At 50.0% G+C, this 20,121-nt stretch carries 17 protein-coding genes, 1 tRNA gene and 1 pseudogene; 18 read left to right on the top strand and 1 reads right to left on the bottom strand.

Translation table 11 applies throughout. The features are described from left to right. The 18 genes and pseudogenes from tuf to ACO0LC_RS27750 form a co-directional block, all read left to right on the top strand. Positions 1-221, top strand: a pseudogene (tuf, locus tag ACO0LC_RS27665) (elongation factor Tu); the annotation flags it as partial. A gap of 69 nt (positions 222-290) precedes the next feature. Further along, positions 291-366, top strand: a tRNA-Trp gene (locus tag ACO0LC_RS27670). Between the two features lie 36 nt (positions 367-402). Beyond that, entirely contained in the window at positions 403-786 is a 384-nt protein-coding gene (gene secE / locus ACO0LC_RS27675) for a preprotein translocase subunit SecE (protein ID WP_423009236.1), read from the top strand. Then, positions 786-1,379: a transcription termination/antitermination protein NusG gene (gene nusG, locus ACO0LC_RS27680; protein ID WP_110258379.1), complete on the top strand. Its 594-nt coding sequence runs from the start codon at positions 786-788 to the stop codon at positions 1,377-1,379. The genes secE and nusG overlap by 1 nt, the downstream gene beginning before the upstream one ends. Before the next feature lie 159 nt (positions 1,380-1,538). Beyond that, a complete protein-coding gene (rplK, locus tag ACO0LC_RS27685; protein ID WP_186956792.1) occupies positions 1,539-1,970 on the top strand; it encodes a 50S ribosomal protein L11 in 432 nt (143 codons plus the stop codon). Continuing rightward, positions 1,970-2,665, top strand: coding sequence for a 50S ribosomal protein L1 (rplA, locus tag ACO0LC_RS27690; protein ID WP_186956790.1), 696 nt, complete (start codon positions 1,970-1,972; stop codon positions 2,663-2,665). Before rplK ends, rplA begins: the two co-directional genes overlap by 1 nt. A 296-nt stretch (positions 2,666-2,961) precedes the next feature. Beyond that, positions 2,962-3,501 (top strand): 50S ribosomal protein L10, encoded by a 540-nt coding sequence (rplJ, locus tag ACO0LC_RS27695; RefSeq protein ID WP_423009239.1) that lies wholly within the window; start codon positions 2,962-2,964, stop codon positions 3,499-3,501. 52 nt (positions 3,502-3,553) lie between these two features. After that, the gene (gene rplL / locus ACO0LC_RS27700; protein WP_423009296.1) at positions 3,554-3,922 is read left to right on the top strand and encodes a 50S ribosomal protein L7/L12; all 369 of its coding nucleotides are present in this window, start codon (positions 3,554-3,556) and stop codon (positions 3,920-3,922) included. A 222-nt stretch (positions 3,923-4,144) separates the two neighbouring features. Then, the gene (gene rpoB, locus ACO0LC_RS27705; protein WP_423009241.1) at positions 4,145-8,251 is read left to right on the top strand and encodes a DNA-directed RNA polymerase subunit beta; all 4,107 of its coding nucleotides are present in this window, start codon (positions 4,145-4,147) and stop codon (positions 8,249-8,251) included. A 230-nt stretch (positions 8,252-8,481) separates the two neighbouring features. Then, positions 8,482-12,711 carry a DNA-directed RNA polymerase subunit beta' gene (gene rpoC / locus ACO0LC_RS27710; RefSeq protein WP_423009243.1) on the top strand — a complete coding sequence of 1,410 codons (4,230 nt, stop codon included), beginning with the start codon at positions 8,482-8,484 and terminating at the stop codon, positions 12,709-12,711. Between the two features lie 126 nt (positions 12,712-12,837). Continuing rightward, positions 12,838-13,635 (top strand): biotin--[acetyl-CoA-carboxylase] ligase, encoded by a 798-nt coding sequence (locus ACO0LC_RS27715; protein ID WP_423009245.1) that lies wholly within the window; start codon positions 12,838-12,840, stop codon positions 13,633-13,635. Positions 13,636-13,663: 28 nt separating this feature from the next. Beyond that, positions 13,664-14,437, top strand: a complete 774-nt coding sequence (locus tag ACO0LC_RS27720) for a type III pantothenate kinase (protein WP_423009247.1) — start codon at positions 13,664-13,666, stop codon at positions 14,435-14,437. A 16-nt stretch (positions 14,438-14,453) separates the two neighbouring features. Further along, on the top strand, positions 14,454-15,134 hold the full coding sequence (locus ACO0LC_RS27725) for an SPOR domain-containing protein (RefSeq protein WP_423009249.1): 681 nt from the start codon (positions 14,454-14,456) through the stop codon (positions 15,132-15,134). Between the two features lie 304 nt (positions 15,135-15,438). Next, on the top strand, positions 15,439-15,717 hold the full coding sequence (locus ACO0LC_RS27730) for a hypothetical protein (protein ID WP_423009251.1): 279 nt from the start codon (positions 15,439-15,441) through the stop codon (positions 15,715-15,717). A gap of 116 nt (positions 15,718-15,833) precedes the next feature. After that, positions 15,834-16,598, top strand: coding sequence for an IclR family transcriptional regulator (locus ACO0LC_RS27735; RefSeq protein ID WP_423009253.1), 765 nt, complete (start codon positions 15,834-15,836; stop codon positions 16,596-16,598). A 14-nt stretch (positions 16,599-16,612) separates the two neighbouring features. Then, positions 16,613-17,428: an N-formylglutamate deformylase gene (gene hutG / locus ACO0LC_RS27740; RefSeq protein ID WP_423009255.1), complete on the top strand. Its 816-nt coding sequence runs from the start codon at positions 16,613-16,615 to the stop codon at positions 17,426-17,428. Next, positions 17,425-18,786 (top strand): formimidoylglutamate deiminase, encoded by a 1,362-nt coding sequence (locus ACO0LC_RS27745; RefSeq protein ID WP_423009257.1) that lies wholly within the window; start codon positions 17,425-17,427, stop codon positions 18,784-18,786. Before hutG ends, ACO0LC_RS27745 begins: the two co-directional genes overlap by 4 nt. Positions 18,787-18,837: 51 nt before the next feature. Further along, positions 18,838-19,347, top strand: coding sequence for a DUF2059 domain-containing protein (locus ACO0LC_RS27750; RefSeq protein WP_423009259.1), 510 nt, complete (start codon positions 18,838-18,840; stop codon positions 19,345-19,347). A gap of 94 nt (positions 19,348-19,441) precedes the next feature. On the opposite strand, the gene ACO0LC_RS27755 is transcribed toward ACO0LC_RS27750, so the two are convergent. Beyond that, complete coding sequence (locus ACO0LC_RS27755; RefSeq protein ID WP_423009261.1) at positions 19,442-20,107, bottom strand: hypothetical protein; 666 nt, start codon at positions 20,105-20,107, stop codon at positions 19,442-19,444. Positions 20,108-20,121: the final 14 nt, after the last annotated feature.

The following is a 20,121-nucleotide window of genomic DNA, read 5'->3' on the forward strand; positions in this document are numbered from 1 at the left end:
CATTCTTCAACAACTACCGTCCACAGTTCTACTTCCGTACAACGGACGTAACTGGTTCGATCGAGTTGCCGAAAGACAAAGAAATGGTCATGCCAGGTGATAACGTTTCTATCACTGTTAAATTGATCAACCCGATCGCGATGGAAGAAGGCTTGCGCTTCGCTATCCGTGAAGGTGGCCGTACAGTTGGTGCTGGCGTTGTTGCTAAAATCATCGAGTAATAAATAAGTAGTAAAATGTATGTCTCGCTTGGCTTGTTCAGGCGAGACATGCAGCAAATGTCAAGATGTAGGGGTGTAGCTCAATTGGCAGAGCGTCGGTCTCCAAAACCGAAGGTCGCGGGTTCGATTCCCTCCGCCCCTGCCACCATCAAGGCCACAGGCCACCGAAAGTAAATAAAGTATGTCTAATAATCCCGTTCAAACAGTTAGTACATCCAATGACAAGTACAAAGTCATCTTGGCGGTAGTGGCTGCGATTGCCGGTGTTGCTGCTTTTTATATTCTCGCTGGACAGGCAACGTGGATACGTGCCATTGCCTTGGTAGTTGGTTTGTTGGTTGCTGTTGGATTTGTCGCAACTTCTGAAATGGGTCGTGATTTTGTCAGCTTTGCTAAAGAAGCTGTACGCGAAACCAAGAAAGTTGTTTGGCCAACACGAAAAGAAGCTGGTCAGATCACGGCTGTGGTATTTGGCTTTGTTTTGGTGATGGCGCTTTTCCTGTGGGGCACTGATCAGTTGATCGGATTTTTGTTGTATGACGTAATCCTCGGATGGAAAAAATAATGAGCGAGAACATTCAGGAAAACGAAGAAGGTACAGCACCAGCGGTGTCTGTACCTAAAAGTGCTAAAAGATGGTACGCCGTGCATGCTTATTCCGGTATGGAAAAGAGCGTGCATCGTGCATTGGTAGAGCGCATAGAACGCGCAGAGATGCAAGACAAGTTCGGTCAGATCCTGGTGCCGACTGAAGAAGTCATAGAAGTAAAAAATGGCAAGAAAGCAGTGACCGAGCGTCGCCTATTTCCTAGTTATGTCTTTGTAGAAATGGAAATGACTGACGATACCTGGCATTTGGTGAAAAACACTAGCAAGGTAACCGGTTTTATCGGTGGCAAATCAAACAAGCCTTCGCCGATACCACAACACGAAGTCGACAAGATTTTGCAGCAAATGCAAGACGGCGTAGAAAAACCTAGGCCAAAAGTATTGTACGAAGTAGGCGAGATAGTACGCATCAAGGATGGTCCTTTCACTGACTTTAACGGCAATGTCGAAGAAGTCAATTATGAGAAATCCAAAGTCCGCGTCACCGTCACCATCTTCGGCCGTGCAACGCCAGTTGAACTGGAATTTGCCCAGGTTGAAAAAGTTTAAGATCAGTATTCACGTTTGACCTGTACGTAATAAAGCAATTTGTTGAAACGGGTCAGAGCGTTGTTTGTGTAATGCAGGCAACTCTCAGCAGGCGGAGGAGCCTGTTAGTGTGAAAAGACATTGACAGGCGCTACTACTCATTTTTTGAAGGAGCCAAACATGGCAAAGAAAATCATTGGTTTTATCAAGCTGCAAGTGCCAGCTGGTAAAGCAAACCCATCCCCACCTATCGGTCCAGCTCTGGGTCAACGTGGTTTGAATATCATGGAATTCTGCAAAGCGTTCAACGCGCAGACCCAAGGTATGGAACCAGGCATGCCTATCCCTGTTGTTATTACCGCATTTGCTGACAAGTCTTTCACATTCGTGATGAAGACTCCTCCAGCAACTTACATGATCAAAAAAGCAGCTGGCATCACTAAAGGTTCTGCAAAACCACATACAGACAAAGTTGGCAAAATCACTCGCCAGCAAGCTGAAGAAATCGCGACAGTTAAACGCGCTGATTTGACAGCAGCTGATATGGACGCAGCTGTGCGTACTATTGCTGGTTCTGCTCGTTCCATGGGCATCACGGTAGAGGGTCTGTAATGGCTAAGTTATCTAAAAAAGCAAAATTGCTGGCAACGAAAGTTGACCGTCTGAAAGTGTATCCATTTGACAATGCTATTGCTTTGATCAAAGAATGCGCAACAGCAAAATTCAACGAATCCATCGACGTATCCGTACAACTGGGCGTTGATCCTAAGAAATCTGACCAGGTTGTTCGTGGCGCAGTGGTATTGCCAGCTGGTACAGGTAAAACAGTACGCGTCGCCGTATTTGCACAAGGTGCAAAAGCGGAAGAAGCGAAAGCTGCTGGTGCTGATATCGTTGGTATGGAAGATTTGGCTGAACGCGTTAAAGCTGGCGACATGCCATTTGACGTAGTGATCGCTTCTCCAGACACTATGCGTATCGTTGGTACTCTGGGTCAGATCCTGGGTCCACGCGGTTTGATGCCTAATCCTAAAGTCGGTACAGTGACTCCTGACGTAGCTACTGCAGTTAAAAATGCAAAAGCTGGTCAAGTTCAATACCGTACAGACAAAGCAGGTATCATCCACACAACAATCGGCCGTAAGTCGTTTGCTGATGGTGACCTGAAGTCCAACCTGGTTGCACTGATCGAAGCTTTGAACAAAGCTAAACCAGCATCCAGCAAAGGTGTGTATCTGCGTAAAGTATCCATCTCATCCACTATGGGTGCAGGTGTACGTGTAGATCACGCTAATCTGGCAGGCTAAGAATTAAGTCCCTGCATCGTTTGATGCAGGGCGCATCTTTGGGCTGGATGTTTTGAACAAACATCCAGAGTGTCAAAGACCGTTGGGCCAAGTGTAAGAGGGCAGTTTTTCAAGCATGAGGTTAATATCTGAAGAGCAATCGACAGGTCCCAACGCAGATGGTGTACCCGAACAAGTTTTGTAGTGATTACTGGTCCCCCAGTGAAACTCCTAACTTCGGACGCCGTGTTCGAAACGATATGAGGGAAGTACATCATTCCGGTGTATGGACTGAATATCATTAATGGAGGTTGACCGTGAGTCTCAATCTGAATGACAAAAAAGCCGTCGTCGCTGAAGTCTCTGCAAAAGTAGCAACTGCACAGACTATCGTCGTGGCCGAATATCGTGGCATCCAGGTCGGTCATTTGACGCAATTGCGTGCTAGCGCACGCGCTCAAGGCGTATACATGCGTGTGTTGAAAAACACATTGGCACGTCGCGCTGTTGAGGGAACTGCATTTGCAAGTCTCGCTTCTGAAATGACTGGTCCGTTGATTTATGCAATCTCGGAAGATGCTGTTGCTGCTGCTAAAGTCGTTCAAGACTTTGCAAAAAGCAATGACAAACTGGTTGTTAAAGCGGGTAACTATGCAGGCAAATCGCTGGATAAAGCTGGCGTTGTCGCATTGGCAAGCATTCCTAGCCGTGAAGTATTGTTGGCGCAAGTGGTTGGCATGATGCAGGCTCCTGTATCTGCTTTCGCACGTGCTCTGGCAGCCGTCGCAGCACAGAAAGAAGCAGGTTCTCCTGCAGCACCAGTAGCTGAAGAAGCTGCTGAAGCTGTCGCAGAATAAGTTTTTTTCCGTCAAATACCGTATCAATGTAATTAATTAATTGGAGTTTCAAATGGCAATTAGCAAAGACGATATCCTGGAAGCCGTAGGCGCGATGTCCGTAATGGACCTGAACGACTTGGTAAAAGCTTTCGAAGAAAAATTTGGCGTATCCGCAGCAGCAGTAGCAGGTCCAGCATCTACTGGTCCAGCAGCTGTTGTTGAAGAACAAACAGAATTCAACGTAATTCTGGCTGAAGTTGGCGCAAACAAAGTTGGCGTCATTAAAGCAGTTCGTGAAATCACTGGTCTGGGCTTGAAAGAAGCTAAAGATCTGGTTGATGGCGCACCAAAAGCAGTTAAAGAAGCAGTTTCCAAAGCTGATGCTGACGCAGCTAAGAAAAAACTGGAAGATGCAGGCGCGAAAGCCGACATCAAGTAATTCAGGTATCATGGCAAGTCTTCGGATTTGCCCAAGTCAAAGACAGGAATCCTCTTGGAAGAGAGGGTTCCTCTTTGGCTTCTTTGTCGTTCAGGGTTGTTTAGCTGTTTATTAAGACCGAGGGTTGAGACTTGAGGTTTTTTTGTCACAGAGTTGCTATGCGTTGTTTTTGTGACAAAAATCCTGAATTCTCTATCCTTCCTTGCCACTCACGGAGTGTCCATGCACTACTCATTTACTGAGAAGAAGCGTATTCGTAAATCTTTTGCGAAGCGCGCCAACGTCCACAACGTTCCGTTCTTACTGGCGACTCAAATTGAGTCTTACCAGAGCTTTTTACAAGAAGACAGAACACCGTCAACTCGCAAAAATGAAGGCTTGCAGTCAGCCTTCACTTCGATTTTCCCTATTGTTTCGCACAATGGCTTCGCACGTCTGGAGTTCCTGTCCTACGTTTTAGGCGATCCTGCATTTGACGTCAAGGAATGTCAACTGCGTGGATTGACTTATGCATCGCCTTTGCGTGCAAAAGTGCGTCTGGTCATTCTGGACAAGGAATCGCCAACCAAGCCAGTTGTCAAAGAAATGAAAGAACAGGAAGTCTACATGGGCGAATTGCCTTTGATGACAACCACTGGTTCTTTTGTCATTAACGGTACTGAGCGCGTTATCGTGTCCCAGTTGCACCGTTCCCCTGGCGTGTTTTTTGAACATGACCGCGGCAAGACACATTCTTCCGGCAAACTGCTGTTCTCGGCAAGGATCATTCCTTATCGTGGTTCCTGGCTCGATTTTGAATTCGATCCTAAAGATATCCTGTTCTTCCGTATTGACCGCCGTCGCAAGATGCCAGTCACTATCCTGCTGCGCGCCATAGGCATGAGCAATGAACAGATACTGGCCAATTTCTTTGTCTTTGATAATTTCAGCCTGCACAATGATGGCGCAGAAATGGAATTCGTTGCTGAACGTCTGCGTGGCGAAGTTGCCCGTTTTGACATCAGCGACAAAGACGGCAAAGTCATCGTTGCCAAAGACAAACGTATCAATGCCAAGCATGTACGTGAAATCGAAGCTGGCGGTATCAAGCACATCTCCGTGCCTGAAGACTACCTGCTGGGTCGCGTCTTGGCCAAAAACATCGTTGATGCAGACACTGGTGAAGTCATCGCCAATGCCAATGATGAATTGACAGAAGAATTGCTGGGTCGCCTGCGTGATGCCAAAGTTAATGATATCCAGACTTTGTACACCAATGACCTGGATCAGGGTGCTTACATTTCCCAGACTCTGCGTGCAGATGACACAGCGGACCAGATGGCTGCCCGCGTTGCCATCTACCGCATGATGCGTCCTGGCGAACCACCAACAGAAGATTCTGTTGAAGCCCTGTTCAATGGCTTGTTCTACAGCGAAGAGCGTTACGATCTGTCCGCAGTCGGCCGCATGAAGTTCAACCGCCGCATAGGCCGTGATGAACTGACTGGTGCCATGACTTTGTCGAACGAAGACGTATTGGCTGTCATCAAGATCCTGGTTGAGCTGCGCAATGGTCGCGGTGAAGTCGATGATATCGATCACTTAGGTAATCGTCGTGTACGTTGCGTCGGTGAATTGGCTGAGAACCAGTTCCGTGCTGGTCTGGTACGTGTAGAACGTGCTGTCAAAGAGCGTCTGGGTCAGGCTGAAGCCGACAACCTGATGCCGCATGACCTGATCAACTCCAAGCCTATCTCTGCTGCGATTCGTGAATTCTTCGGTTCTTCACAATTGTCCCAGTTTATGGATCAGACCAACCCATTGTCAGAAATCACGCATAAGCGTCGTATTTCCGCCCTGGGACCAGGTGGTTTGACACGTGAGCGCGCTGGCTTTGAAGTTCGCGACGTTCATCCTACCCACTATGGCCGCGTCTGCCCGATTGAGACACCAGAGGGACCAAACATTGGTTTGATCAACTCGCTGGCGCTGTATGCACGTTTGAACGAATACGGTTTCCTGGAAACACCATACCGTAAAGTAGTCGACAGCAAAATTACATCCCAGATCGATTACCTGTCTGCGATTGAAGAAGGTCGTTACATCATCGCCCAGGCGAATGCGACGATCGATGGCGAAGGCAAACTGATCGATGAACTGGTTTCTGCCCGTGAAGCTGGCGAAACGATCCTGGTATCCCCAGAGCGTATCCAGTACATGGACGTGGCAACTGGTCAGGTGGTTTCTGTTGCGGCATCCTTGATCCCCTTCCTCGAACACGATGATGCGAACCGTGCGTTGATGGGTGCCAACATGCAACGTCAGGCTGTTCCTTGCTTGCGTCCGGAAAAAGCATTCGTTGGTACAGGTATCGAACGTACCGTGGCAGTTGACTCAGGTACCACAGTACAGGCACTGCGTGGCGGTAAAGTTGATTACATCGATGCGGGTCGTATCGTTATTCGTGTGAATGATGCTGAAGCACAGGCTGGTGAAGTCGGTGTGGATATTTACAACCTCATCAAGTACACCCGTTCCAACCAGAACACCAATATCAACCAACGTCCTATCGTCAAAGTTGGCGATCTGGTCGCAAAAGGTGACGTATTGGCCGACGGCGCATCCACAGATCTGGGCGAATTGGCCCTGGGTCAGAACATGCTGGTCGCGTTCATGCCATGGAATGGTTATAACTTCGAAGATTCGATCCTGATCTCTGAAAAAGTTGTGGCTGATGATCGCTATACCTCGATCCATATCGAAGAGTTGTCGGTTGTTGCCCGTGATACCAAACTGGGTGCGGAAGAAATCACACGTGATATCTCCAACCTGGCAGAAAACCAGCTGGCACGTCTGGATGAATCCGGTATCGTCTACATCGGTGCTGAAGTAACCGCCGGTGATACCCTGGTCGGTAAAGTGACACCAAAAGGTGAAACTCAACTGACACCAGAAGAAAAACTGCTGCGCGCCATTTTCGGTGAAAAAGCATCTGACGTAAAAGATACTTCCCTGCGCGTGCCTTCCGGCATGGTAGGTACAGTTATCGACGTACAAGTGTTCACCCGCGAAGGCATACAACGCGACAAACGTGCACAACAGATTATCGATGATGAGTTGAAGCGTTATCGCCTCGACCTGAACGATCAGTTGCGTATTGTTGAACGCGATGCATTTGAGCGTCTGGAACGTATGCTGGATGGCAAAATCGCTGATGGCGGTCCGGCCAAACTGGCAAAAGGCACCAAGATCACCAAGGAATACCTGGCCAGCGTGGATAAATACCACTGGTTCGATATTCGCCTGGCATCTGATGAAGCAGCCAATGCGCTGGTCGCGATGAAAGATTCCATCGCTGAAAAACGTCATCAGTTCGATCTGGCTTTTGAAGAAAAACGCACCAAACTGACGCAAGGCGATGAATTGCCGCCAGGCGTACAAAAAATGGTCAAGGTTTACCTGGCTGTTAAACGTCGCCTGCAACCTGGTGACAAGATGGCGGGTCGTCACGGTAACAAGGGTGTGGTTTCCCGTATCGTGCCTATCGAAGACATGCCTTACATGGCTGACGGTACACCAGCAGACATCGTGTTGAACCCACTGGGTGTTCCATCACGTATGAACGTCGGTCAGGTTCTGGAAGTGCATCTGGGCTGGGCAGCGAAAGGCCTGGGTTTGCGTATCGGCGAAATGCTGAAAGCCAAGGCCAAGGTAGAAGAACTGCGTGATTTCCTGAAGAAGATTTATAACGAATCTGGCAAGAAGGAAGACATCGACGGCTTCTCCGATGCAGAGATCCTGGAATTGACCAACAACCTGAAACATGGCGTGCCATTTGCAACACCGGTATTTGACGGTGCGCATGAAGATGAAATCCGTCGCATGCTGGATCTGGCCTTCCCTGACCATATCGCCGCACAACTGGGTATGACACCATCGAAAAACCAGGTCACCCTGTTCGATGGCCGTACTGGTGAAGCGTTTGAGCGTAAAGTCACGCTGGGTTACATGCACGTACTGAAATTGCATCATCTGGTTGATGACAAGATGCATGCACGTTCGACCGGTCCTTACTCTCTGGTCACGCAACAACCACTGGGCGGTAAAGCACAGTTCGGTGGCCAGCGTTTCGGTGAGATGGAAGTCTGGGCACTGGAAGCTTACGGCGCGTCTTACGTCTTGCAAGAGATGTTGACAGTCAAGTCCGATGACGTGAATGGCCGTACCAAAGTGTATGAAAACCTGGTCAAGGGTGACCATGTGATCGACGCTGGCATGCCTGAGTCCTTCAACGTTCTGGTCAAAGAAATCCGCTCTCTGGGTATCGATATCGATCTCGAACGTAGCTAAGAAATTTAGTTTTTTGTAATTGCGTAGTAAAGTCATCGCCCGAATAGCATTCGGGCGATGGCCGTTAAACCTGGCAAGCAGTTTGGAAGTAATGTCGTTCCCGGTATCAGCGGAACCTGCGTCGAAAAGACCTGGCTCTCCCGCTCATGCGAACAGGGTAAAGCGGCGAAGCTTCTGTTGCAGCACCATTCAGCCAACTAGCGTTTGCGCGCTTCACTGGAGTGATACACATGAAAGCTCTGCTCGATCTATTCAAGCAAGTCCAACCCAACGAACAATTCGACGCGATCAAGATTGGTCTGGCGTCTCCAGAAAAAATTCGTTCCTGGTCCTACGGCGAAGTTAAAAAGCCGGAAACCATCAACTATCGTACTTTCAAGCCTGAGCGCGATGGCCTGTTCTGCGCCAAGATTTTTGGTCCTATCAAGGATTACGAATGCCTGTGCGGCAAGTACAAACGCCTGAAACACCGCGGCGTTATCTGCGAAAAATGCGGCGTTGAAGTGACTCTGGCCAAAGTGCGTCGTGAACGCATGGGCCATATCGAACTGGCTTCCCCAACTGCACATATCTGGTTCTTGAAATCCCTGCCATCCCGTCTGGGTATGGTATTGGACATGACCTTGCGCGATATCGAACGCGTACTGTATTTTGAAGCATATGTGGTCACCGATCCAGGCATGACTCCGCTGAAAAAATGCCAGATCATGTCTGAAGATGATTACGCTGCCAAGTACGAAGAATTCGGCGACGAATTCACGGCATTCATGGGTGCTGAAGGTATCCGCGAATTACTGCGTTCCATCGACATCGACCGTGATGCAGAAACCCTGCGCACAGAGTTGAAAGAATCCAAATCTGAAGCCAAGATCAAGAAATACGCAAAACGTCTGAAAGTACTGGAAGCATTCCAGCGTTCAGGCATCAAGCCAGACTGGATGATCATGGAAGTTCTGCCGGTCCTGCCGCCAGAACTGCGTCCATTGGTCCCGCTGGATGGTGGCCGTTTCGCGACTTCTGATCTGAATGATCTGTATCGCCGCGTCATCAACCGTAACAACCGTCTGAAGCGTTTGATGGAATTGCGCGCTCCTGAAATCATCACACGCAATGAAAAGCGTATGTTGCAGGAAGCCGTCGATTCCCTGCTGGATAACGGTCGTCGCGGTAAGGCAATGACAGGCGCCAACAAGCGTCCTCTGAAATCCCTGGCAGAAATGATCAAGGGTAAGGGCGGTCGTTTCCGTCAAAACTTGCTGGGTAAGCGCGTCGATTACTCTGGCCGTTCCGTTATCGTGGTGGGTCCACAACTGAAATTGCATCAGTGCGGCCTGCCAAAACTGATGGCGCTGGAACTGTTCAAACCTTTCATTTTCAATAAACTGGAATTGATGGGTCTGGCAACCACCATCAAGGCAGCGAAAAAACTGGTAGAGATACAAGAACCAGTCGTATGGGATATCCTGGAAGAAGTCATCCGCGAACATCCTATCATGCTGAACCGTGCGCCTACGCTGCATCGTCTGGGTATCCAGGCGTTTGAACCGGTCCTGATTGAAGGTAAAGCGATCCAGTTGCATCCACTCGTCTGCGCGGCTTTCAATGCCGACTTTGACGGTGACCAAATGGCGGTTCACGTTCCTCTGTCTATCGAAGCACAGATGGAAGCACGCACATTGATGCTGGCATCCAACAATATTCTGTTCCCATCCAATGGTGAACCGTCTATCGTTCCTTCCCAGGATATCGTGTTGGGTCTGTACTACGCTTCCCGTGAAAAAATCAACGGCAAGGGCGAAGGCATGATGTTCCCTGACGTTTCAGAAGCGATCCGCGCCTGGGACAACAAGGAAGTCGAACTGGCTACCCGTATCACAGTCCGTATTACCGAATATCCAAAAGATGCAGCAACTGGCGAATTCGTCAAAACCATCAAGCGCTATGAAACGACTGTTGGCCGTGCGATTTTGTCTGAAATCCTGCCTAAGGGTCTGCCATTTACCGTATTGAACCGTCCGCTCAAGAAAAAAGAAATTTCCAAGCTGATCGATACGTCTTTCCGTAAGTGCGGCCTGCGCGCCACAGTGGTGTTTGCTGATCAATTGATGCAAATGGGTTTCCGCCTGGCGACACGCGCCGGTATCTCCATCTGTATCGATGACATGTTGGTACCACCACAAAAAGTCACACTGGTAGCGAATGCCGAGCATGAAGTCAAACAGATCGAACAGCAATATGCTTCCGGTCTGGTGACTGCGGGCGAACGCTATAACAAAGTGGTTGATATCTGGGGCAAAACCGGTGATGAAGTCGGCAAGGCCATGATGGAACAACTCAAAGTTGAACCAGTCACACGCCGCGACGGCTCTGTCGGTACTCAAGAATCTTTCAACGCCATTTACATGATGGCCGACTCCGGTGCGCGTGGTTCTGCAGCCCAGATTCGTCAGTTGGCAGGTATGCGTGGTCTGATGGCGAAACCGGATGGCTCGATTATCGAAACGCCGATCACCGCGAACTTCCGCGAAGGTCTGAACGTTTTGCAGTACTTTATTTCCACTCACGGTGCGCGTAAAGGTCTGGCCGATACGGCATTGAAAACAGCGAACTCCGGTTACCTGACACGTCGTCTGGTTGACGTGACGCAAGATCTGGTCGTGGTTGAAGATGACTGCGGTACAGCCAATGGTTCATCCATGAAGGCGATCGTTGAAGGCGGTGAAGTTAACGTGCCTTTGCGTGACCTGATCTTGGGCCGTGTTTGCGCCAATGACATCGTCAATCCTGAAACACAGGAAACATTGTACGAAGCTGGCTCACTGCTGGATGAAACAATGGTAGAACGCATCGAAGCCCTGGGCATCGATGAAGTCAAAGTACGTACGCCATTGACATGCGACACACGCTACGGTCTGTGCGCCATGTGTTATGGCCGTGATCTGGGCCGTGGTTCTCTGGTTAACTCCGGTGAAGCAGTTGGTGTTATCGCTGCGCAGTCCATCGGTGAACCAGGTACACAGTTGACGATGCGTACCTTCCACATTGGTGGTGCCGCGTCCCGTGCAGCGATTGCTTCTTCTGTTGAAGCCAAGTCCAACGGTACTATCCGTTTCACCGCGACCATGCGTTATGTCACTGACGGCAAAGGCGATCAGATCGTTATTTCCCGTTCTGGCGAAGTGCTGATCACGGATGACCACGGTCGTGAACGTGAACGTCATAAAGTACCTTACGGTGCAACCCTGATCGTTAAAGATGGTCTGGTCATCAAGGCTGGTGCAGCATTGGCGACTTGGGACCCATTGACCCGTCCTATCATTACCGAATACACCGGTACGGTGAAATTCGAAAACGTCGAAGAAGGCGTGACTGTTGCGAAACAGGTTGATGAAGTGACAGGTTTGTCCACCCTGGTGGCGATCGATGCGAAACGTCGTGGTAGTGCTGCAGGCAAGACACTGCGTCCACAGGTTAAACTGTTGAACGAACAAGGCGATGAAGTCAAGATCGCTGGTACAGAACATGCGGTAACCATTGGTTTGCAAGTTGGCGCGCTGATTACCGTTAAAGACGGTCAGCAAGTACACGTTGGTGAAGTTCTGGCGCGTATCCCGACTGAATCACAAAAAACCCGTGATATTACCGGTGGTCTGCCACGCGTTGCTGAATTGTTCGAAGCCCGTTCACCAAAAGATGCCGGTATGCTGGCAGAGGTAACAGGTACGGTTGCGTTTGGTAAAGAAACCAAAGGTAAGCAACGTCTGGAAATCACCGACATGGACGGCGAGAAGCACGAGTTCCTGATCACCAAGGACAAACAAGTCCTGGTGCATGACGGCCAGGTCGTGAACAAGGGTGAGATGATTGTTGACGGCCCAGCCGATCCACAAGACATCCTGCGCTTGCTGGGTATCGAAGCGCTGGCACGTTACATCGTTGATGAAGTCCAGGACGTGTATCGTTTGCAAGGCGTTAAGATCAATGACAAGCACATTGAAGTGATCGTGCGTCAGATGTTGCGTCGCGTTGTTGTTGTTAATCCAGGCGATGCCAACTACATCGTTGGTGAACAGGTAGAACGTTCTGAATTGCTGGATGAAAATGATCGCGTAGCAGCAGCTAACGGTATCCCTGCAACATATGAAAATATCTTGCTGGGTATTACCAAGGCATCCCTGTCTACAGATTCCTTCATCTCTGCGGCGTCCTTCCAGGAAACCACACGTGTTCTGACCGAAGCTGCGATCATGGGCAAAAAAGACGGTCTGCGTGGCTTGAAAGAAAACGTCATCGTTGGTCGCCTGATACCTGCCGGTACAGGTCTGGCATTCCATCGTGCCCGCAAGTTGAAAGAAACTTGGGAAGCCGATGAACGTGTAGCCTTGCTGGAAGCAGAAAAAGCAGCATTTGCTCCCATCCCGGAAGTAACAGCAACTGATGTGGTAGATGGCGAAGCATAATTAGCCATCAAGCTATACCAGCGATACTGAAGTAATGAAAAACGGCACCTGCATAAGGTGCCGTTTTTTTTGAGCAATGACATCGCCAAGCCGCAGTACAATACGGCAGCTAATCATGAATAGACTATGCAAGAGAATAAAAACCTGGCACTGAATGCGGCTGCCATAGAAAAACTTTGCGATGGCCCTGCCCGCGAAGTCGATATCGAAGTCGTCGCAGAAACAGGCTCCACCAATGCTGACCTGATGGCACGTCTGCCTGTCTTGTCACGCCCGGTCTTGCGGCTGGCCGTGCACCAGACTGCCGGCCGCGGCAGGGCTGGCCGCCCCTGGCTGACACTGCCCGGTGGCATGCTGACTTTTTCCCTGGCCTGGCATCTGCCGCAGGCAGCACACAATTTGCTGGGCTTGCCACTGGCGATAGGTGTCGCCCTGGCTGAATGCCTGAATAACCTGAACCAGAATGTACAACTCAAATGGCCGAATGACATCTTGCGTGATGGTAAAAAACTGGCAGGCATCTTGCTGGAATCCGCAAGCGCCAGCGATGGCGGCACCTGGATAGTCGCTGGCATAGGTTTGAACCTGCAAGTGTCAGATGAGCTGGAGGCACAAGTAGGCCGCGCCCTGGCAGATGCACCCTGGCTGGCGCAAATGGATAGAAATCTCTTGCTGGCACAGTTACTGAACGCCCTGGTAGTGGCCTTGCAGCAATTTGGCCAGCAAGGTTTTTCTGGATTTTTACCACGCTGGAATGCCCTGCATGCTTATGCCCATCAAACCGTGCATATACTCGATCATGGGCAAGTCCTGCACACCGGCACAGCCCTGGGCGTCGATCTGCATGGCTGCCTGGTGCTGCAGACCGAGCAGGGGCAAGTCAATGTATTGGCTGGTGATGTATCTTTACGGCCATCAGCATGAAAAAAGATGAAACAAGGATGAGGCAGGCATGATGCAGTTGTTGATAGACGCGGGAAACACGCGTATCAAATGGGCCACGTTTGATGTGGATGCAGCTCCAGCGCAACTTGCTCCGGTATGGCTGCACATGGAAAGTGTCAGTCATGCCGACCTGGATAGCTTGAAAACCAGCTGGCAGGGCATGCGTTTTACACACGCCCTGATTTCCAATGTTGCCGGTGTCAGCATCAAAGAGAGACTCACTACTTTACTGCAAGAAGTACAGCCAGGCTTGCCGGTCACCTGGTTTGCCTCGCAAGAAGATATTGCTGGCCTGCATAATGGCTATCGCAATCCGGCACAACTGGGCTGCGACCGCCTGGCCTCCATGATAGGGGCGCATTATCTGTTCCCGCAACAAAGCCTGATCGTCGCCACTTGTGGCACGGCCACCACCGTTGACGCCGTCACCACAGCAGGGGTGTTCAAGGGCGGCATGATCTTGCCGGGGCTAAAACTCATGGCCGAGTCGCTGGCCCGCAATACGGCGCAACTGCCGCAGGTGGCGGAGTCCACCGATATCGCCAAAGTGTTTGCCGACAATACTGACCATGCCATCGTCAGTGGCTGCATCAGTGCCCAGGTCGGTGCGATAACAAGAGCAGTTGCAAGCCTGGAACAGCAAGAAAAACGGGCCATCACCTGTGTGATATCTGGTGGCGCGGCACCTTACTTACTGGCCCATCTTGGCATCCCACATGAATATGTCGCCAATCTGGTCTTGACGGGCCTGTTTGTCGTGGCACAATCAAGCCCGGACTGATAACAATGACATTACCATGCTGAGATTCTTTTTTTGGAGCCTGCTTGCCCTGAATGCCTTCTTGCTGGCATTTAATCTCGGCTATCTGGGACATTGGTCACTCGACACCCATGAACCTGAGCGTTTGAAAAAACAACATCATGCCGATCAGTTAAAACTCATGACTGCGACAGAAGCGCTCACCCCGAGTGAGCCTACGGCAGAAAAGAAAGCAGAACTCATCGCCTGTCTGGAAGTTGGTAACTTCCAGCAAACTGAAATCGCCAGGATAGAAGAAAGATTGAAAGCCCTGGCACTGGGAGACCGTCAGTCACGCATCAATATCGTCGACGTTGCCACCCACATGGTCTTCATACCTTCGCAAGGCAGCAAAGAAGGCGCAGACAAAAAAGCCGGTGAGTTGCGCCGCCTCGGCATCAATGATTTTTATATCGTGCAAGACCAGAGCAGTTTACGCTGGGGCATTTCCCTCGGGGTCTTCAAGACGGAAGAAGCCGCCAAATTGCATTTGAATAATCTCAGCAACAAGGGTGTACGTTCAGCCCGCATAGGCCCACGCTCCATCAGCACCAGCAAGTTTGCTTACCAGCTCAGGGCCCTGAGTGCAGACGAAAAGAGCAAGTATGACGCCATCAAGGCCAGCTTCCCGGCGCAAGAGAATCGTAATTGTCAGTTGACGGCGTATAGCAGGAATTAAGCCATGAGTCATCTTGAGACGTTGACGATATACTGCCTGTGCACAATATGTGCGCTAAACATCTATGTCAGTTACTGTATTTTAAGTAGTGACTATTATGGATTCATGCAAAAAATTGCCCAATTTTTCTTGATTTGGCTGCTGCCTTTCATTGGCAGCCTGCTTTGTCATTCGCTGGCTAAACCATACCTGGGTCACAAAATCAGCTTCAAGGACGATGGTCCTGAATATCCTGGGGTTGGTTTGCATGGCCTGGATCATTGAAGTTTCATACGTCTGAGTCTTGATAATAGCTTGTGTCAATATGAATCCACTCATTGTCGTCGCCATCATCATTGCCATCGTCTTGCTGGCAATGAATGTGTATGTAACTTATCTACTGGCAAAGAGCGAGTTTTTTGAGCCTGCGCAAAAATATGCCCAATATGTCTTGATCTGGCTGCTCCCTGTTATCGGAGTACTAGCTTGTTATCTGTTTGTACAACCCACATTGGGAAGCAGTGGCAGTCATTCATTCGATGGGGAAGATGCCGCATTCGTCAGTGGATCAGATGGATATGCAGGCCCGCTGTATCATGATTAATATTATTTTGAGTTGAAAAAATAAATTTATTTCTCACTGCGTGGGAATTCGTGGTTGATGTTTCCCACTCAAATGCTAGCATGAGTATATTCAGTTTTATATGCTAGCTTGCCGCCATGGCTGTCCCTCATAAAATAGACATTCCTCAAAGCGAACGCGTTTTACAGGTCCTGGCCTGTGTCGCCCGCCACGGTCAGGCGCTGTCTGCGCGTGAACTGGTGGAGCAAACCGGCTTGCCTCTCAGTACCCTATACCGCCAGCTCGCGCCGCTGAAGAAATGGGGGCTGGTGCAGGAACATGCGCAAACCGGTCTGTATGAACCTGGCCCTTTGGCAGTACAACTGGCGCGTGGCTTTGACCAGCATTCCTGGCTCATGAGTGCAGCGCGTGACGAACTGGCAGATCTGGTACAAAAATCGGGCGAAAGCGTGGGCTTGCTGGCCTATGTGAATGGACAGGTGGTGTGCCTGGACATGCAGGAAAGCCAGCAAGCCCTGCGCTGCTCTTTTGCCAAGGGGCGTGCCAGTTCCAGCGTGCGTGGCGCTTCGGCCAAAGCCTTGCTGGCCTACTTGCCGCCTGCCTTGCAAGACGAATTGCTGTCACAAAATTTCCTGGAAAATGCACCACTATCCAGTCAATCCCTGCAAGATTTGCAAACCCAGTTAAGCCACATACGTGAGCAAAGATATGCCACTAGTGAAAACGAAATCGATCTCGGCATCTGGGGCGTCAGCGCACCCGTGTTTTCTGGTCGCGATAAACTGGAAGCCACCTTGTCCCTGATGGCACCGGCACAGCGCATACAGCAGCGCAAACAAGAACTCATCAATATGACCCTGGCAGCAGCTGACAGGCTGAGCCGCAAACTACAACATCCATAAATACCGGAGACATCATGACTGCTTATCACTTTCAACAGGGCAACCTGCCGCTGCTGATTTCCATGCCCCATGTGGGCACCAGCATACCGGATGATATCGCAGCCCAGATGCTGCCAGTCGCGCGAGAAAAAGCCGATACTGACTGGCATTTGCGTGAGCTCTACAATATGGCAACAGAGCTGGGTGCCTCCACCATCGCAGCTGAATATTCACGCTATGTGATAGACCTGAACCGTTCTTCAGACAATGCCAATTTGTATCCGGGCCAGGATACTACCGGCCTTTGCCCGCTCGATACCTTCGCCAAACAGCCCCTGTATGCGGCTGAGAATGTGCCGACAGAAGCCGAAGTACAGCGTCGCATCACTACTTACTGGCAACCGTATCACCAGCAATTGCAGCAAGAACTGGAGCGTTTGTTGAGCCTGCATGGCAGCGTGGTTTTGTGGGATGCGCATTCCATCGCATCTGAAGTGCCACGCTTTTTCGAAGGTAAGTTACCAGACCTGAACTTTGGTACTGCTGACCAAAAATCCTGTGATACCGGCATGCAAACTGCCATCGCAAACAGCCTGCAAAACGCCAGCGATGCGCAAGCCTATAGCCATGTTTTCAATGGTCGTTTCAAAGGCGGTTTTATCACCCGCAATTACGGCCAGCCTTCACGTCATATCCATGCAGTGCAACTGGAGATGAGTCAGTGCATCTACATGAATGAAGCTGCACCATATGCATACCGGCCTGATCTGGCAGTGCAGGTGCAGCCTTTATTGAAGCAATTATTACAGGCTTGCCTGGACTGGAATAAGACACAAGGGAGAGCCGCATGAGTAGTCTGTTTGCCCATCATGCTTTACTGCCGCAAGGCTGGACCAGCAATGTGCGCCTGCACTGGACTACCAGCGGTGAGCTGAGCCAGATAGAACTGGATACCACCGCGCAGGCCAGTGAAAACCAGGCGCAATTTGTGCTGCCCGGCATGACCAATTTGCATTCACATGCCTTCCAGCGTGCCATGGCAGGCATGACAGAAATGGCGGGCGAGGGCAAGGACAGTTTCTGGACCTGGCGCGATCTCATGTATCGCTATGCACTGCATATCAAGCCTGAGCAAATCCAGGCCATCGCCGCACAACTGTATGCAGAATGCCTGCGCCATGGCTATACCGCAGTTTGTGAATTTCATTACCTGCACCGTGACCAGGACGGCAGTTTTTATGCGCGTCCCGCCGAGATGGCAGAACGTGTCATCGCTGCTGCAGAACAGACCGGCATGGGCATCAGCATGCTGCCAGTGCTATACAGCTATGCCGATTTTGGCGAGCAGGCTCTACGTCATGACCAGCGCCGTTTCTCCACCAATGTGGTCGAGATCATGCAATTGATAGAAGCGCTGGAAGGCAAGCGCAGTACGCAGGTCGAAGTTGGTGTGGCCCCGCATTCATTGCGCGCCGCCAGCATCAGCCAGATACGTGAACTGGTAGCTGCCTTGCCTGCGGCACGCCCCATCCATATCCATATCGCCGAGCAGCAAAAAGAAGTCGATGCCTGCATCGCCTACTCAGGCAAGCGCCCGGTAGAACTCTTGCTCGATACTGGTCTGGTGGATGAGCGTTGGTGCCTGGTACATGCCACCCATCTCAACAAAGCAGAAGTGCAGGGCATGGCCGCCAGCGGCGCAGTGGCAGGGATATGCACAACAACCGAAGGCAATCTCGGCGACGGTTTTTTCGATCTGCCAGATTACCTCGCAGCCGGTGGCCGCTTTGGCGTGGGCAGTGACAGCCATGTCTCACAAAGCCCGGTAGAAGAATTGCGCTGGCTGGAATATGGACAACGCCTGCGACTGCAAGGTCGCAATATAGCCAGCATGCCAGGACAGCGCAAAGTCGGTGATTTCTTATATCAGGCAGCCCTGCAAGGCGGTGCGCAAGCCAGTGGCCGCAAGCTCGGGCAACTGAGTGTCGGTTACCGTGCAGACATCGTGGTACTTGATGATCAGCATCCCAACCTCGCAGATGTTGATAGTGCGGATGTACTCAATACCTGGATCTTTGCAGGCAATGATAATCTGGTGCGCGACGTCTATGTCGGAGGGCAAAAAATAGTGCAGGCAGGGAAGCACAAAAATCAGACAGAAATACAGCTTTCCTATGTCAAATGCATGCAGCAACTAAGGCAATTGTGAGCCTGGGCTTTACAATGGCAGGTTAATTAATTGCATAGATAAGGTCTGCACGTGTATAAAACCGAACAATTCATGATTAGCTTGTGCCTGCTCAGTGGCATGGCAGGATCAGCCTTGGCCGCTGGCAGCGATTCCGCGGCCACTGCCCAGGCAACGCGCGTCATCAATGCCAGCGGTGTCGTCAGAATGATCAAGGCAACTAGCCAGCCAGCAAAATTTCCTTGCATAGACAAGACCTGGAAAAAATCCGAAGCAGAAGTACAAGGCCTGTATGTCGCGAATTTCACTAGCGAAGAATTACGTGCTGTCGCTGACTTTTACGAAACACCCCTGGGTGTCAAATACATCACCGCATTTGAGACCCAGGCTTATAACCGCAATCATCCTGCGCAAGTGAAAGCCGTTGCGACTTTCAGTGATGTCGAGCAAAATGAAATCAAACAATTTTACGAAACCCGGGCAGGTAAAAAATATATGAGCGGCCCTGAGGCACAAATCATGACTGATGCCACGATGAGGATAGGTTTTGATATTGCTGTGGCGTGTTTCAAAGCAAAATAATTTGTTCTGAAAGCACAGTTCAATTGAAAAATGGGTGCAGATGTCGCACCCATTTATGTAACAGCAATTGTCGAATCCAAGCTGAACGGCACCATTACATGCGTGGGCGGAAGCGGCCTATGCCCTGATTATCAAGTAATTGTGTCAGGCTATATTTTGCCTTGCCAATATTTTTTAATTTCCAAGACCATTTCGTTTGTATTTTTTGCTCTTGAAGTTTTTCTTGGACATGTCTTAAATAGTAGACCTCGTCCTCATTTCGCGCAAGCGTGATATCAGTGATGAGGGCATCCAATACTTTTTCGTTATGTACAAAAAATTCTGGCCTTTTGTTGAGCCAGATATTTTGAAAAAGTGCCTCCAGCAATAATCTTTTGTGTGCATGCGTATCTTTTACCTGGTTTTCCAAATAATTTGTCAGACAGGTCTGGGCATGTAAAAAGAGTTTATATTCCCTATTTCTTTTCCATAAAAAAATACCAATAGCACTGATGGTGAGGGCGACGATAAACATCGCGACACCCAGAAATATAAAGCTGCCAAGAATCGTCAGCACTATCCCTATCAATTTGAATTTGGCAAAGTAAATCCTTGGCTGGTAGCCTAGCTTATCTGCAACCGTGCCTATGAGTAAAAATAATGTGGCTACACTTGCGTATTTGACGGGATATTCCACATCTGGAAATACCAGGGTGATCAGGAAATAAATACCTCCTATGATAGCCCCGGCTAGCATGCCCTCTATATTGATAATCAGCATAAATTGATCCGGGA

It is taken from the genome of Undibacterium sp. JH2W (genome assembly GCF_049340425.1).
Lineage (GTDB): Bacteria > Pseudomonadota > Gammaproteobacteria > Burkholderiales > Burkholderiaceae_D > Undibacterium.